The sequence below is a fragment of the Polaromonas sp. genome, from assembly GCF_035638815.1.
Taxonomy (GTDB): domain Bacteria; phylum Pseudomonadota; class Gammaproteobacteria; order Burkholderiales; family Burkholderiaceae_C; genus Polaromonas.
Map to the genome: position 1 here is coordinate 42,302 of NZ_DASQZG010000015.1, position 14,872 is coordinate 57,173.

General features: G+C 59.3%; 14 protein-coding genes. 11 read left to right on the forward strand and 3 right to left on the reverse strand.

Annotated elements, in window-relative coordinates:
- Positions 1-10: 10 nt before the first annotated feature.
- The 6 genes from infB (at position 11) to VE934_RS09960 (ending at position 8,514) form a co-directional block, all read left to right on the forward strand.
- Complete coding sequence (gene infB, locus VE934_RS09935) at positions 11-2,905, forward strand: translation initiation factor IF-2 (protein ID WP_324886938.1); 2,895 nt, start codon at positions 11-13, stop codon at positions 2,903-2,905.
- Between the two features lie 46 nt (positions 2,906-2,951).
- The gene (rbfA, locus tag VE934_RS09940) at positions 2,952-3,326 is read left to right on the forward strand and encodes a 30S ribosome-binding factor RbfA (RefSeq protein ID WP_324886940.1); all 375 of its coding nucleotides are present in this window, start codon (positions 2,952-2,954) and stop codon (positions 3,324-3,326) included.
- Between the two features lie 173 nt (positions 3,327-3,499).
- Positions 3,500-4,504, forward strand: coding sequence for a tRNA pseudouridine(55) synthase TruB (truB, locus tag VE934_RS09945; RefSeq protein WP_324886942.1), 1,005 nt, complete (start codon positions 3,500-3,502; stop codon positions 4,502-4,504).
- Positions 4,505-4,537: 33 nt separating this feature from the next.
- A complete protein-coding gene (typA, locus tag VE934_RS09950; RefSeq protein ID WP_324886944.1) occupies positions 4,538-6,361 on the forward strand; it encodes a translational GTPase TypA in 1,824 nt (607 codons plus the stop codon).
- A gap of 141 nt (positions 6,362-6,502) precedes the next feature.
- Positions 6,503-7,387: a DMT family transporter gene (locus tag VE934_RS09955; protein WP_324886946.1), complete on the forward strand. Its 885-nt coding sequence runs from the start codon at positions 6,503-6,505 to the stop codon at positions 7,385-7,387.
- Positions 7,384-8,514, forward strand: coding sequence for an enoyl-CoA hydratase/isomerase family protein (locus VE934_RS09960; RefSeq protein ID WP_324886948.1), 1,131 nt, complete (start codon positions 7,384-7,386; stop codon positions 8,512-8,514). The genes VE934_RS09955 and VE934_RS09960 overlap by 4 nt, the downstream gene beginning before the upstream one ends.
- On the opposite strand, the gene VE934_RS09965 is transcribed toward VE934_RS09960, so the two are convergent.
- Complete coding sequence (locus VE934_RS09965; protein WP_324886950.1) at positions 8,511-8,885, reverse strand: phosphopantetheine adenylyltransferase; 375 nt, start codon at positions 8,883-8,885, stop codon at positions 8,511-8,513. The two genes, VE934_RS09960 and VE934_RS09965, sit on opposite strands and share 4 nt — an antisense overlap.
- Positions 8,886-8,958: 73 nt before the next feature.
- Positions 8,959-9,513 carry an SsrA-binding protein SmpB gene (smpB, locus tag VE934_RS09970; RefSeq protein ID WP_324886952.1) on the reverse strand — a complete coding sequence of 185 codons (555 nt, stop codon included), beginning with the start codon at positions 9,511-9,513 and terminating at the stop codon, positions 8,959-8,961.
- A 55-nt stretch (positions 9,514-9,568) separates the two neighbouring features.
- On the opposite strand from smpB, the gene VE934_RS09975 reads away from it, so the two are divergent.
- Complete coding sequence (locus tag VE934_RS09975) at positions 9,569-10,018, forward strand: type II toxin-antitoxin system RatA family toxin (protein WP_324886954.1); 450 nt, start codon at positions 9,569-9,571, stop codon at positions 10,016-10,018.
- A complete protein-coding gene (locus VE934_RS09980) occupies positions 10,015-10,356 on the forward strand; it encodes an RnfH family protein (protein WP_324886956.1) in 342 nt (113 codons plus the stop codon). The genes VE934_RS09975 and VE934_RS09980 overlap by 4 nt, the downstream gene beginning before the upstream one ends.
- Before the next feature lie 21 nt (positions 10,357-10,377).
- Here VE934_RS09980 and VE934_RS09985 read toward each other — a convergent pair whose 3' ends face one another.
- Positions 10,378-10,914 (reverse strand): DUF4124 domain-containing protein, encoded by a 537-nt coding sequence (locus tag VE934_RS09985; protein WP_324886958.1) that lies wholly within the window; start codon positions 10,912-10,914, stop codon positions 10,378-10,380.
- Between the two features lie 143 nt (positions 10,915-11,057).
- Here VE934_RS09985 and guaB point away from each other — a divergent pair, with 143 nt between their 5' ends.
- Genes guaB through guaA form a run of 3 tightly spaced genes read left to right on the forward strand, consistent with a single transcriptional unit; the run spans position 11,058 to position 14,807 of the window.
- Positions 11,058-12,527, forward strand: a complete 1,470-nt coding sequence (gene guaB, locus VE934_RS09990; RefSeq protein WP_324886960.1) for an IMP dehydrogenase — start codon at positions 11,058-11,060, stop codon at positions 12,525-12,527.
- Positions 12,528-12,573: 46 nt separating this feature from the next.
- Entirely contained in the window at positions 12,574-13,164 is a 591-nt protein-coding gene (locus tag VE934_RS09995; protein ID WP_324886962.1) for a hypothetical protein, read from the forward strand.
- 23 nt (positions 13,165-13,187) lie between these two features.
- Positions 13,188-14,807, forward strand: coding sequence for a glutamine-hydrolyzing GMP synthase (gene guaA / locus VE934_RS10000; protein WP_324886964.1), 1,620 nt, complete (start codon positions 13,188-13,190; stop codon positions 14,805-14,807).
- The last annotated feature ends 65 nt before the right edge of the window (positions 14,808-14,872 follow it).

Consider the following 14,872-nt stretch of genomic DNA (forward strand, 5'->3'; position numbering starts at 1 on the left):
AAAACAACATATGTCCAGTACCACTACCGTCGCTGAATTCGCAGCTGAACTGAATAAACCCACCGCCACACTGATCGAGCAATTGACCAGTGCAGGTGTTGCCAAGGCGCAAGCCGATGACCACCTCTCCGAGTCGGACAAACAGAAATTGCTGAGCTATCTGCAGGCCAGCCATGGCACGGCCACGGCCGAGCGCAAGAAAATTACGCTGGTTAAAAAGTCGACCAGTGAAATCAAGCAGGCTGATGCCACGGGCCGGGCCCGCACCATCCAGGTGGAAGTCCGCAAAAAACGTACCTTTATCAAACGTGATGAGGGCTCGGAAGCGGTCGCTGAAGAAGCGGTTGCTGCAGAGCCCGTCGCTCCGCAAGCGCCCGTCGTTGACGACGCTGAGCTGATTCGCCGCGAGGAAGAGGCCAGCCGCCACGCAGAACTGCTGCGCCGTCAGGAAGCCGAACTGGTTGAAAAGCGCCGCTTGCGTGAAGAGCAGGACGCCAAAGATGAAGCGCGTGAGCAGGAACGTGTAACGGCTGAAGCGGCCAGTGCCGCTGCCCTGGCCGCAGAAGCTGCCAAAAAGGCCGAAAAACCCAAGCGCACCATAGGCAAAATTATTCCTGAAGAGGCGCCGGTTGTGGACAACACCGCTGCACTGGAGCGCGCTGCCGCCCTGGCCGCCGAAGCCACCGCTGCGCAGGCCGCGGCCAAGGCCAAAGCCACGGCTGAGTTCCAGGCTGATGCCGCCAAAGAGCAAGACCTTCAGGATCGCCGCAAAAAGGCTGAGGCAGAGGCCGCCGGCATTCGCGCCATGATGAACGCGCCAAAACGCGTTCTCGTGCCACACGTCGATCCGAAAGCACCGATCAAGGGCACGCTGCACAAGCCTGCCGTTGTGCCGGGCGCTGCCAAACCAGCAGCACCTGGCGCGCCAGGCGCAGCTGGTGCCGCCGGCAAGAAAGAAATCAAGTCGGAGAACCTGTCTTCGACCTGGAAAGATGATGCCGCCAAGAAAAAGGGCGAGATCAAAACCCGCGGCGCGCCTGTCGTACCTGGCCGCGGCAATTTCCGCGGTGGACCACGTGGCCGTCGCAGCTCGGACCGCGATGCGCGTCCCGAGTCGAACTTTGTCGCGCCCACCGAGTTCAAGGTCATTGAAGTCCATGTGCCAGAAACCATCACTGTGGCCGAACTGGCACACAAGATGAGCGTCAAGTCATCCGAGGTGATCAAACACCTGATGAAGCTGGGTCAGATGGTCACCATCAACCAGCCTCTGGATCAGGACACGGCGATGATCGTTGTGGAAGAAATGGGCCACCAGGCCGTGACTGCGGCGCTGGACGATCCGGAAGCGTTTGCCGACGAAGACGTTCAAGGCCAGCAGGCCGAGCTGCTGCCGCGCGCACCAGTGGTCACCGTCATGGGTCACGTCGACCACGGCAAAACTTCCCTGCTGGATTACATCCGCACTGCCAAGGTTGCCGCAGGCGAAGCCGGCGGTATTACCCAGCACATTGGCGCCTACCACGTGGAAACTCCGCGCGGCATGGTGTCCTTCCTGGACACGCCGGGTCACGAGGCGTTTACCGCCATGCGTGCCCGTGGCGCCAAGGCTACCGACATTGTGATTCTGGTGGTCGCAGCCGACGACGGTGTGATGCCGCAAACCAAAGAGGCGATTAAACACGCCAAGGCAGCAGGTGTACCCATCGTGGTGGCGATCAACAAGATCGACAAACCCGATGCCAACCTGGACCGCGTCAAAGGTGAGCTGGTGACCGAAGAAGTGATTCCCGAAGAGTTTGGCGGCGACGTGCCTTTTGTAGGCGTATCGGCCCGCACTGGCGCTGGTATCGACGCGCTGCTGGAGCAAGTGCTGTTGCAAGCGGAGGTTCTGGAGCTGCGCGCGCCGGTTGACGCGCTTGCCAAAGGCCTGGTCATTGAAGCCCAGCTTGACAAAGGCCGTGGCCCTGTCGCCACCGTTCTGGTGCAAGCCGGTACGCTGAAAACTGGCGACGTGGTGCTGGCCGGCTCGACCTATGGCCGCGTGCGCGCCATGCTCGACGAAAACGGCAAGCCTATCAAAACGGCAGGTCCGTCGATTCCGGTTGAAATCCAGGGTCTGACTGAAGTGCCACAAGCAGGCGATGAGTTCATGGTTATGACCGATGAGCGCCGCGCCCGTGAAATTGCCACCTATCGTGCCGGGAAGTTCCGCAACACCAAACTGGCCAAGCAACAGGCCGCCAAGCTGGAGAACATGTTCTCCGACATCGGCGCCGGCGAAGTCAAGATGCTGCCCATCATCGTCAAGGCCGATGTGCAGGGTTCACAGGAAGCGCTCGCGCAATCGTTGCTCAAGCTCTCAACCGACGAAGTCAAGGTTCAGCTGGTTTACTCCGCAGTGGGCGGTATTTCCGAGTCCGACGTCAATCTGGCAATCGCTTCCAAGGCCGTGCTGATCGGGTTCAACACCCGTGCCGATGCCCAGGCCCGCAAGCTCGCAGAGAACAACGGTGTGGACATTCGTTACTACAACATCATTTATGACGCTGTGGACGAATTGCGCGCCGCCATGTCGGGCATGCTGACTCCGGACAAAAAAGAAGAAGTCATTGGCAATGCCGAGATTCGCCAGGTGTTCAAGGTCAGCAAGATCGGTTCGATCGCTGGCTGTATGGTCACCGCCGGTATTGTTCGCCGCACCGCACGTCTGCGCCTGCTGCGCGAGAACGTGGTCATCTTCACGGGTGAACTCGACTCTCTCAAGCGCTTCAAGGACGATGCCAAAGAGGTCAAGGAAGGCTTCGAGTGCGGTTTGAACGTCAAGGGCTACAACGATATCCAGGTTGGCGACATCCTGGAGTTCTTTGAAATCCGCGAAGTGGCAAGGACGCTGGAGGTCTAAGACCGGGCGGTGGCCTGCCACCGCCTGACTAGCCATCACTTTTGACATGCGCAAAAAATCATCTACTCCCAACCGCGGCTTTCGCGTCGCCGACCAGATCCAGCGTGATCTGACGACGCTGATCGCGCGCGAGTTGAAAGACCCGCGGGTCGGGATGGTGACCATCCAGGCGGTCGAGGTGACCCCGGACTACGCACATGCCAAGGTGTTTTTCAGCGTGCTGGTCGGCGACCCGGTGGAGTGCGAAACCGCGCTCAACCAGGCCGCGGGTTTTCTGCGCAATGGCTTGTTCAAGAAGTTGATGATCCACACGGTTCCAACACTGCATTTCCAGTTCGACCGCACCACAGAACGTGCGGCCGACATGAACGCCTTGATTGCCAAGGCGGTTTCTTCCCGCGCCACGGACGACGAAGGCTAGCGATGCGTAAAACCGGGCCGCCCCAAGGAGCGAACGCCCCCTTGGAGGGGCAGGTGATTCCACGTGCCCAGGCGTTGGGGGTGGCCCCGACTTCAGACCAGCGGGGGCCGCGGAACGGGCTCTGCCCGGCCGCAGGCGCAGCGGCCCCCTCGGGGGGCAGGGAGTTACACGCAGTGAACGACCGTGGGGGCAAAAAAATTCAGCGACGTCCCGTGCACGGCGTGCTGCTGCTCGACAAGCCGCTGGGCCTGTCAAGCAATCAGGCGCTGCAAAAAGCCAAGTGGCTGCTGCGGGCGGACAAGGCTGGCCACACGGGCACGCTGGATCCGCTGGCCACCGGCGTGTTGCCGCTGTGTTTTGGTGCGGCCACCAAGTTCAGCCAGCTTCAGCTTGACGCTGACAAGACTTACGAGGCCGTGTTGCTGCTGGGCCAGAAAACAAGCACTGCCGACGCCGAGGGCGATGTCATCGAAACCCGTCCCGTGCCAGCCATCACGCAGGAATTACTTGACGAGCTGACGCAGCGTTTCACGGGACCGCAAACGCAAGTGCCACCCATGTACTCAGCGCTGAAAAAAGACGGCAAGGCGCTGTACGAATACGCCCGCAAAGGCGAAGAAGTCGAGCGGGAAGCCCGCCACGTCATCATTCACAAGCTAAATATGGCTCTTGCCCAGGATCCGCGGGCGCCAGCAGCTATCAAAATCATAGTATCGTGCAGCAAAGGCACGTACATCCGCACACTGGGCGAAGACATCGGCGAAGCCATTGGTTGCGGCGCCCATCTCGGATCCTTGCGGCGTCTCGAAACGGGTGGCTTCACCGACGGGCAGTGTGTTGACCTACCGGCGCTGGAGGCCATGAGCGAGGCGGAGCGCGAAGCCTGCCTGTTGCCAGTCCAATCGCTGGTGGCTTCGTACCCGGTTGTCACACTTGATGCCGACAATGCAGGGCGCTTCCTCAGTGGTTTGCGTCGGCGCGGTACGCCGGGCCAGTGGGGCTCTGATGCGGAAATGGTGCAGGTCTACGGCACTGAGCCTGCAGCGTTTCTGGGTTCTGCCCACATCACCGCCGATGAATTGATACCTACCCGCCTGCTCAGTCCTATTGAAATTCAGGACATGCTGGCCGCCAGGCCCCCAGTTTCCAGCCCTGCGGCGCTTGCCGCCGTGGCTTAGCCAGATCATTTTGAAGTTTTTAGAAAGCGAACCATGAGCATCAAACAAATCCGCAATATCGCCATCATCGCCCACGTTGACCACGGCAAAACCACCATGGTTGACCAGCTGCTGCGCCAGTCGGGCACCTTTGCCGAGCACGAAAAAGTGGTCGACACCGTGATGGACAACAACGCCATCGAAAAAGAGCGTGGCATCACCATCCTGGCCAAGAACTGCGCCGTGACCTGGGAAGGTACACACATCAACATCGTTGACACCCCAGGCCACGCGGACTTTGGCGGCGAAGTGGAACGCGCCTTGTCCATGGTGGACGGTGTGGTGCTGCTGATCGACGCGCAGGAGGGCCCCATGCCCCAGACGCGTTTTGTGACCAAGAAGGCCCTGGCCCTGGGCCTCAAGCCCATCCTGGTCGTCAACAAGGTGGACAAGCCCGGCGCGCGCCCTGATTACGTGGTCAATGCCGCTTTCGATTTGTTCGACAAGCTCGGTGCCACCGATGAGCAGCTTGACTTCCCGGTTGTCTACGCCTCCGGTATCAACGGCTGGTCTTCGCTGGAAGAGGGCCCTCCCAATGAGCAGTGGGGCCCCGACATGTCGGCCCTGTTCAACACCATCCTCAAGCACGTGCCGCACCAGAAAGGCGACCCCGCCGCGCCGCTGCAACTGCAGATTTCTGCACTCGACTTCTCGACTTTTGTCGGTCGTATCGGCGTTGGCCGTATCAGCCAGGGCACGATCAAACCCATGATGGACGTTGTCGTCATGGAAGGCCCAAACGGCAAGGCCGTCAAGGGACGTGTGAATCAGGTGCTGACCTTCCAGGGTCTGGAGCGCGTGCAGGCAACCGAGGCCGGCCCCGGCGAAATCGTGTTGATTAACGGCATTGAAGAAATCGGCATCGGCGTCACCATCACTGATCCGACCAACCCTGCGCCACTGCCCATGCTCAAGGTGGATGAGCCAACGCTGACCATGAACTTTTGCGTCAACACCAGCCCGCTGGCTGGCCGTGAAGGCAAATATGTGACCAGCCGCCAGATCTGGGACCGCCTGCAGAAAGAGCTTCAGCACAACGTGGCATTGCGCGTCAAAGAGACCGACGAAGAGGGTATCTTTGAGGTGATGGGCCGGGGCGAGTTGCACCTGACCATCCTGCTGGAAAACATGCGCCGCGAAGGTTTTGAGCTGGCTGTTTCCAAGCCGCGCGTTGTGATGAAGGAAGTCAACGGCGAGAAACACGAGCCAATCGAGCTGGTCACGGCCGATATTGAAGAAACCCATCAAGGCGGCGTGATGCAGGCTCTGGGCGAGCGCAAGGGCGACCTAGTGAACATGGAATCAGACGGCCGTGGCCGTGTGCGACTGGAGTACCGCATTCCGGCGCGTGGCCTGATCGGTTTCACCAATGAATTCCTTAACCTGACACGTGGTTCGGGCCTGATTTCCAACATTTTCGACAGCTACGAGCCGCACAAGGGCGACATCGGCGGCCGCAAGAATGGCGTACTAATTTCCATGGACGCTGGTGAAATTTTCACCTACGCACTGGGCAAGCTCGATGACCGTGGCCGCATGTTCGTCAAGGCCAACGATCCTGTGTATGAAGGCATGATCGTCGGCATTCATAGCCGCGACAACGACCTGGTGGTCAACGCCACGCGTACCAAGCAGCTGACCAACTTCCGCGTGTCCGGCAAGGAAGATGCAATCAAGATTACGCCGCCAATCGAATGCACGCTGGAATACGGCGTGGAGTTTATTGAAGACGACGAGCTGGTCGAAATCACACCCAAGTCGGTTCGTCTGCGCAAGCGTCACCTGACCGAGAGCGAGCGCAAGCGCGCTGGAAGGTAAAGCCCCCACGCTTGTCACTGCATGTACTGCGCTGCCCCCCGAGGGGGCGCTGCGCCTGCGGCCCGGCGAAGCCGGTTCCGCGGCCCCGGCTTGGTTTAAGACAGGCGGGGCTGATGGGCGTGTCAACGTTCGGAACAAGAAATGAAGCTAACCCACAGCCGCGCCGTACTGCTCATGATCGCGATCACGCTGATGTGGTCAATCGCTGGCGTGGTGACGCGCCATCTGGAGTCTGCAAAGAGCTTTGAAGTGACCTTCTGGCGCAGCTTTTTCACGATGCTGTCGCTGCTGGTCATTCTTCCGGCGTTTCAGGGTCGGCAGGTGTTCTCAAAAATTCGGCATGCTGGTCGTTTTCTGTGGCTGTCTGGCGTGTGCTGGAGCGTCATGTTCACAGCTTTCATGCTGGCGCTAACGATGACCAGCGTGGCAAATGTGCTGGTCACCATGGCGCTGGGGCCTTTTCTCACGGCGCTGATTGCCCGCGTATTTATCGGGCACCGCATTGCGCCTCGCACCTGGTTTGCCATCGCGATGGCAGGCGTGGGTATCGCGTGGATGCATGGCAGTCAGGTGGATCTTGGCGGAGGTTTCGAACAGTTTGCGGGCACGCTGGTCGCGCTGCTGGTGCCTATTGCCGCCGCTGTGAACTGGACGGTGGTGCAACGCAGTCAGGCGCATGGCGAAAAAATCGACCTCGTACCGGCTGTTCTCGTCGGTGCCGCGATCTCATCGCTGGTCACTTTGCCGCTGGCGTTCCCCTTTGCCGCAACGCCACACGACATCGGTCTGCTGGCCTTGCTGGGCTTGGTGCAACTAGCCATCCCGTGTGTGCTGTCAGTGATTTGTGCCCGTGTGCTCAAAGCACCCGAGATATCGCTGCTGGCTCTGCTGGAGATTATTTTCGGAATTCTGTTGGCGTGGGTAGGCGCTGGTGAAGTGCCTGCGCCAAGCGTGTTGACCGGTGGCGTCCTCGTCATCGGGGCGCTGGTAATCAATGAAATCCTCGGATGGAGACAACGCGCATGAACCACTACACCCTTAAAACCACCGGCGATGTGCTGACCGAAGTTCGCGGTCGGGTTGGAATGATCACCCTGAATCGTCCCAAGGCGCTCAATGCGCTGTCGCTGGCCATGGTCAGGGAACTGACCAGCGCGCTGACGGCATGGCGCGATGACGCCTCCGTTGTCGCCGTGGCCATTCGGGGCACAAACAAAGTCGGCCGGCCCGGAACGCCGGAAGCCCTGTTCGGCGGGTTTTGCGCAGGTGGTGACATCCGTTTTTTCCACGAGGCCGCGTTGGCGGGCAATCCGGAACTCGACGCATTTTTTACCGAGGAATACCGACTCAATCATCTGATTCACAACTTTCCCAAGCCCTACATCGCCTTCATGGACGGTGTGGTCATGGGCGGCGGCATGGGGCTGAGCCAGGGAGCGAAGGTCCGTATCGTCACCGAGCACACCAAAATGGCCATGCCTGAGACCAACATCGGACTCTTTCCCGATGTTGGAGGCGGATACTTCCTGAGCCGCTGTCCCGGCAGCACGGGCGAGTATCTGGCATTAACAGGGGCCGTTATCGGCTCAGAAGAAGCGCTGTCTTATGGGCTGGCAGATGTCCACGTGCCTGCAGCCGGCTTGGCGGCCTTGTGGCAAAAACTGGGTGATCAGGAGTTTGCTGACGTCGCTGCTGCGGAGCGATGGATTGCTACTGATTTGATAGCGCCTTCCGCCCGTACTGAAAGGGCAGAGAGCCGATTTGATGCCTATTTTTCACTGACACGCGTGAAACACATCGTAGACGCGCTTGAAACCGCCAAGGAAGACGAGTGGGCGCAAAAAACAGCAGTCGTCCTTCGCAAACGCTCACCCCTGATGCTGCACGTCACACTGGAGCAGATCCGTCGCGCACGAGGTATGAGCCTGGCAGACGATCTGCGCATGGAGCGCGACATGGTTCATCACTGCTTTCATTTGCGGCCGGGCGCGGCAAGCGAAACCGTTGAAGGCATACGCGCACTGGCGGTCGATAAAGACTACTCACCCAAATGGCAGCCAGCGAAGATTGACGAGGTCAAGCCGCAAATGGTCCAGGCCTTCTTCAACAGTCCGTGGACGGCTGCGGATCACCCGCTGGCCGACTTGGGCTAACGCAGCCCCCGCAAGTGCAGTGCTGCCGCCACAACCAGGCAAGCCAGGGCCGCCCAGTCTGCAACGACCACACGGCCGATCAAGGCGTTGTGGCTTGGCGCTAGTAGCGCAAACCCCAAAAACGACAGCACACTGACAAAGCCTGCAATCAGCGCCAGCGTGACCAGGGCGGGTCTGAACGCAGCCCACAACAGAAACCCTCCCAGCAGACCAAACAACACGGCGCGGTGTTGCATCAGTATCAGGATATTGGGCTCGTCGAAAGTCAGGCCGTACAAGGCTTGCAGGCGTTGCGGCCCCAGCGCACCGGTTAGCGGAATCAGATGAATGATCGCGACCACGACAAGTAAAAGCGAGACAATTTTCTGCATGGCGAACTCCTGAGCGCGAGTGTCCGCCGCGCATGGAATGCCGGCCATTCCCTCAGAGGTAATGGCCGCGCTCTTAGCGGCTGCGGCTTTTCATTGCACGCTCAACCTCACGCTTGCCTTCCCGGTCCTTGATGGTGTCGCGTTTATCGTGTTCGCCCTTGCCCTTGGCCAGACCCACTTCGCATTTCACCTTACCGGCTTTCCAGTGCAGGTTCAGCGGCACCAGCGTGTAGCCCTTTTGCTCGATCTTGCCAATCAGGCGGCGGATCTCCTCTTTGTGCATCAGGAGTTTTTTCGTTCGTATCGAGTCCGGCCTGACGTGCGTGGAGGCGGTGCCCAGCGGATTGATCTGGCACCCGATGATGAAGAGCTCGCCATTTCGAATGACAACATAGCCGTCGGTCAGCTGGACCTTGCCTTCGCGCAGCGATTTGACCTCCCAACCTTCCAGAACCATGCCGGCCTCGAAACGCTCCTCAATGTGATAGTTGAACGTGGCTTTTTTGTTGTCGGCAATACGCACCGCCGCGGCAGCGGCCTTGGGGGTGAGGTTGCCGGCGGGCTTGCCAGCGGGTTTTCCGGATGACGCGGCGGCTGGTTTTTTGGAGGATGCTTCTTTGGTGGCCATGAATAGAGGTAGGGGCGGCACCGGCTAATACAATCGATGCGCAGCCCATGATTGTATGAAAACCGTTAACAAGTCCGTTCTTATCTGGTACAGCGCAGCCGAAATGTTTGCCCTGGTCACCGACGTTGCAAGTTATCCGCAATTTTTGCCTTGGTGCGATGAGGCTGAAGTCATCAATGAGACCGCCGCAGGCATGACCGCCAAGGTTGGCATGGCCATTGCGGGGATCCACCAGAGCTTTACCACTGAAAACACGCACGTCGTGGACCGGAAGGTCTCGCTCAAGCTTGTGGACGGACCCTTTTCAAAACTCGACGGCCATTGGGACTTCACCCCCCTCGGTGACGGCACAGAGCGCGCCTGCAAGGTCAATTTCAGCCTGCGTTACGACTTTGACAACGCGGCGCTTGCCGCCCTCGTAGGCCCCGTGTTCGACAAAATCGCAGGCAGTCTGGTCGATGCGTTTGTAAAAAGGGCAGGGCAGGTCTACGGCGAGCCTGCATGAGTACCGAACTGCATGTTTTGCTGGTGTATTCGCCTGCTCCGCGCCAGGTACGGGAGTGGCACCAGACACTTCCTGCTGGGAGCACAGTGGAGCAGGCTATCCAGAGCAGTGGAATCCTGGAAGAATTTCCTGAGCTTTCCGCCGGCCGCTTGTCTGCCGGAATCTGGGGCCGAAAGACAAATTTGCGCCACTTGCTGCGTGATCAGGACCGCCTCGAAATTTACCGTCCGCTCAGGGTCGACCCGAAAATCGCGCGGCGCGAGCGCTTTACCAAGCAGGGTGTGAAGAAGTCCGGGCTGTTTGCGGCTAAACGAGTGGGCGCCAAAGCGGGATACTGAGAATTTCTTTAACGTTCTTACCTAGTTGACTTTGCATTCAGTGTCCCGAATAGCTTCGGCGCGCTTGATCTCGGCGGCTCGAGTGGCGTCATCCATCGGCTCCCGTTCACCCTTAGCATTGGTGGTCGACATGCGAGTCCCCCCCTGCAATGTCACCAAATTCTTTTTGACTCGCTCGCAATTTTCCGCTCTGCTTTGGGCGGCCTTTTCCTCATCGGCCTTCTTTTTAGCCGCTTCCTCCTCCTCCAGCTTCTTCTTTTTGGCTTGCAAGTCTGCGTCTTTACCGGAGATTCTTGGCGCGTTCACTTTGGCTGCCGAAGCAGCAGAAGCGGGCAGGGCGGCAGCTACCGCAGCCTCCACAGCTACGGCCGCCGCGACCGGACGACCGCCCGGCTGTTTCAAAATATCTCTTTGTGGAATGTCCGAGCTCGGCGGCCGGTCGCTGAAGACCCTGCGGCCATCCTTGCCAATCCACTGCCACTGGGCCGCTGCGCTCAGGGCAAACGTCAACCCGGCGAGTGTCAGGACAAGGAGTTTGGAAGCGGTTTTCAGATTCATAACTGAGTGTAGCGTCGAGCGCCCCCGGTAGAGATGCCAAGCGCCTGTATCAGCCGCCTTTTTTGTAACGCGGCAAGCCTTGTTTCAGCGCTAGGGTTTGTACCGACCGGCGCGGGTACAATCGTGTTTTTGGAGCCATCCCTATGCGCCTACTCGGCAAAGCGCTCACCTTCGACGACGTATTGTTGGTGCCAGCGTTCTCCCAGGTCCTGCCCAAGGACACCTCGCTTTCCACCCAGTTCTCAAGAAACATCCGCCTGAATCTCCCCTTGGTATCGGCCGCCATGGACACGGTGACCGAGGCCAGACTGGCGATCGCCATTGCCCAGGAGGGCGGCATCGGCATCGTTCACAAGAACCTGACACCGCAGCAGCAAGCCGCCGAGGTAGCCAAGGTCAAACGTTACGAAAGCGGTGTTCTTCGCGACCCGGTTGTCATCACGCCCACACACACCGTGCGCCAGGTCATGGCCCTGAGCGAGCAGCTCGGGATCTCCGGCTTTCCGGTCATTGATGGCGGCAAGGTCGTCGGTATCGTCACGGGGCGAGACATGCGTTTTGAGTCCCGCATGGACGTGCCGGTCAGCACCATCATGACGCCGCGCGAGCGCCTGATCACCATTTCCGAAACAGCTTCGCTGGCCGACGCCAAGGCCTTGTTGAACAAGCACCGGCTAGAGCGGGTGCTACTTGTCAATGACGATTTTGAGCTCAAGGGCCTGATCACCGTCAAGGACATCACCAAGCAAACCACCTTCCCATTTGCGGCGCGCGATGCGCGTGGCCAACTTCGTGTGGGGGCTGCTGTGGGGGTCGGTGAGGGCACTGAAGAGCGGGTTGAGGCATTGGTCAAGGCCGGTGTTGATGCCATCGTGGTGGACACTGCTCACGGCCACAGCAAAGGCGTGATCGAGCGCGTGCGCTGGGTCAAGGAGAACTATCCACAAGTCGATGTGATTGGCGGCAACATCGCCACCGGTGCAGCCGCTTTGGCCCTGGCCGAGGCGGGCGCCGACGCGGTCAAGGTTGGCATCGGCCCTGGCAGCATTTGCACCACTCGCATCGTGGCTGGGGTCGGTGTGCCGCAGATCATGGCCATCGACAGCGTGGCGACCGCGTTGCGCGGCACTGGCGTACCTCTGATTGCCGACGGCGGTATCCGCTACAGCGGCGACATCGCCAAAGCCATTGCAGCTGGCGCCGGCACCGTCATGATGGGCGGCATGTTTGCTGGCACGGAAGAGGCGCCGGGTGAAGTGATTTTGTTTCAGGGCCGTAGTTACAAAAGCTACCGCGGCATGGGCAGTATTGGCGCGATGCAGCAAGGCAGCGCCGACCGTTATTTTCAGGAAGCGACCACCGGCAACCCGAATGCCGACAAACTGGTCCCCGAAGGTATCGAAGGCCGAGTGCCCTACAAGGGCTCGATGGTCGGCATTGTTTTCCAGATGGCAGGCGGATTGCGCGCCAGCATGGGCTACTGTGGATGCGCGACGATTGAAGACATGCAGGGCAAGGCCGAGTTTGTCGAGATCACGGCAGCAGGCATTCGCGAAAGCCACGTGCACGACGTTCAGATCACCAAAGAAGCCCCGAACTACCGCGCAGATTGAATGAGCTTGTGATCGAGGCGAGGACCGTCGTTGCAAAAGGGGCTGCATGTTTTTCTTGACGCGCGCATACCAACATGTTCTCTTGCGGGAAGCACGAGAATCCCCGGAATTGTTTATTCCGCTGGAAGATTATTCGTCGGCCAACGCCATGAAAGCGGATGTTCTGGACTGGTTTTCCAACGATCACGGGCAAGGATTGCCCGTCCTCAACGAACTGGTCAAGCTTTTGTTGCTGCCTGCATTTTTTCTTTTTTGGTTTTGGCGGCGGGCTCGAAAACCGCCGGGGTGGCTGGTCAACTTTCAAAATCAGACGTTCATCCCCATTGCACAAAATGGCCAAGTTCAACTTCAGGGCTCTGATCTTCTTGGGGTCCATTTGTATGAGCAAAAAATTGAAATCACGCATCCCGCCAAGGGCCCGCTTATAACGTTGCATAAATTCTCCCGCATAGGCGACGAAAATGATTTGGCAGCCTTGAACCAACTTTCAGAGCGTCTGGCCACTCGCCTGCGGTTCCGCGTAGTGGGTCAGCGAGCGAGTCTGCTCCCTGCGGGGTATGAAGTTTTATTTATCGTGTTGAAGATGTTCGTGGCGCTCTCGTTGCTGGCCGCGCTTGTCTTTCACGCAGAAATTTAATGAAGTTGTCAAATCCAGTATTCATGCAACACCAAAAAATCCTCATTCTCGATTTCGGCTCCCAGGTAACCCAGCTGATCGCCCGTCGCGTTCGCGATGCCCATGTGTTTTGCGAAGTCCACCCTTGCGACGTCACCGACGAATGGGTTCGCGAGTACGCCAAGGACGGCACGCTCAAGGGCGTTATCCTGTCCGGCAGCCACGCCAGCATCTACGAAGAAACCACCGACAAGGCGCCGCAAGCCGTGTTCGAGCTCGGGCTTCCGGTGCTCGGCATCTGTTACGGCATGCAGGCCATGGCGCACCAGCTGGGCGGCAAGGTCGAAGGCCACCACAAGCGCGAGTTTGGCTCGGCCGACGTGCGCGCACGCGGCCACACCGCGCTGCTGAAAGACATCGCTGACTACACCACGCCTGAAGGGGCTGGCATGCTCGATGTCTGGATGAGCCACGGCGACAAGGTCACCGAAATGCCGCCAGGCTTCAAGCTCATGGCTTCCACCGATTCATGCCCGATCGCCGGCATGGCCGATGAAGATCGCCGCTTCTATGCGGTGCAATTCCACCCCGAGGTTACCCACACCAAGCAGGGAAATGCCATCCTCCAGCGCTTTGTGCTGGGCATCTGCGGCACCCGCCCGGATTGGGTCATGGGCGACTACATCAGCGAAGCTGTCGAAAAAATTCGCCAGCAAGTGGGCGACGAGGAAGTCATCCTCGGACTGTCGGGTGGCGTCGATTCATCGGTAGCCGCGGCGCTGATTCATCGCGCCATTGGCGATCAGCTGACCTGCGTTTTCGTTGACCACGGCCTGCTGCGTCTGAACGAAGGCGACATGGTGATGGACATGTTTGTCGGCAAGCTGCATGCCAAAGTCATCCGGGTGGATGCGGCCGACCAGTTTCTCGGGCACCTTGCAGGCGTGAACGAGCCCGAAGCCAAACGCAAGATCATCGGCCGTGAGTTCGTGGAAGTGTTTAAAGCTGAAGCAGCACGCCTGAAGGCCGGCACGGGCGGGCACAAGGGCGCCAAGTGGCTGGCTCAGGGCACGATTTACCCCGACGTGATCGAGTCCGGCGGCGCCAAAAGCAAAAAAGCAGTCACGATCAAAAGTCACCACAACGTGGGCGGCCTGCCAGAGCAACTGGGCCTGAAGCTCCTTGAACCGCTGCGCGAACTGTTCAAAGACGAAGTACGCGAGCTTGGCGTAGCGCTGGGTTTGCCCCACGACATGGTTTACCGCCATCCATTTCCCGGACCAGGCCTGGGCGTTCGGATTCTTGGGGAAGTCAAAAAAGAGTACGCCGACCTGCTGCGGCGCGCCGATGCGATCTTCATCGAAGAGCTGCGCAACTTCAAGGATGCTGAAAGTGGCAAGAGCTGGTACGACCTCACCAGCCAGGCGTTTACCGTCTTCCTGCCTGTCAAAAGCGTGGGTGTGATGGGTGACGGCCGCACTTACGACTACGTCGTAGCTCTGCGCGCGGTACAAACCAGCGACTTCATGACAGCGGACTGGGCTGAGTTGCCCTATGCGCTGCTCAAAAAGGTGTCCAGCCGCATCATCAACGAGGTCCGCGGCATCAACCGCGTGACCTACGACGTGAGCAGCAAGCCGCCGGCTACTATTGAGTGGGAATAAGGCTCGGAGCTAAGGGGGTGGGACCCGCGCAGCGGGATCGACCGGCGTAGTGACTGGCGAGTGGA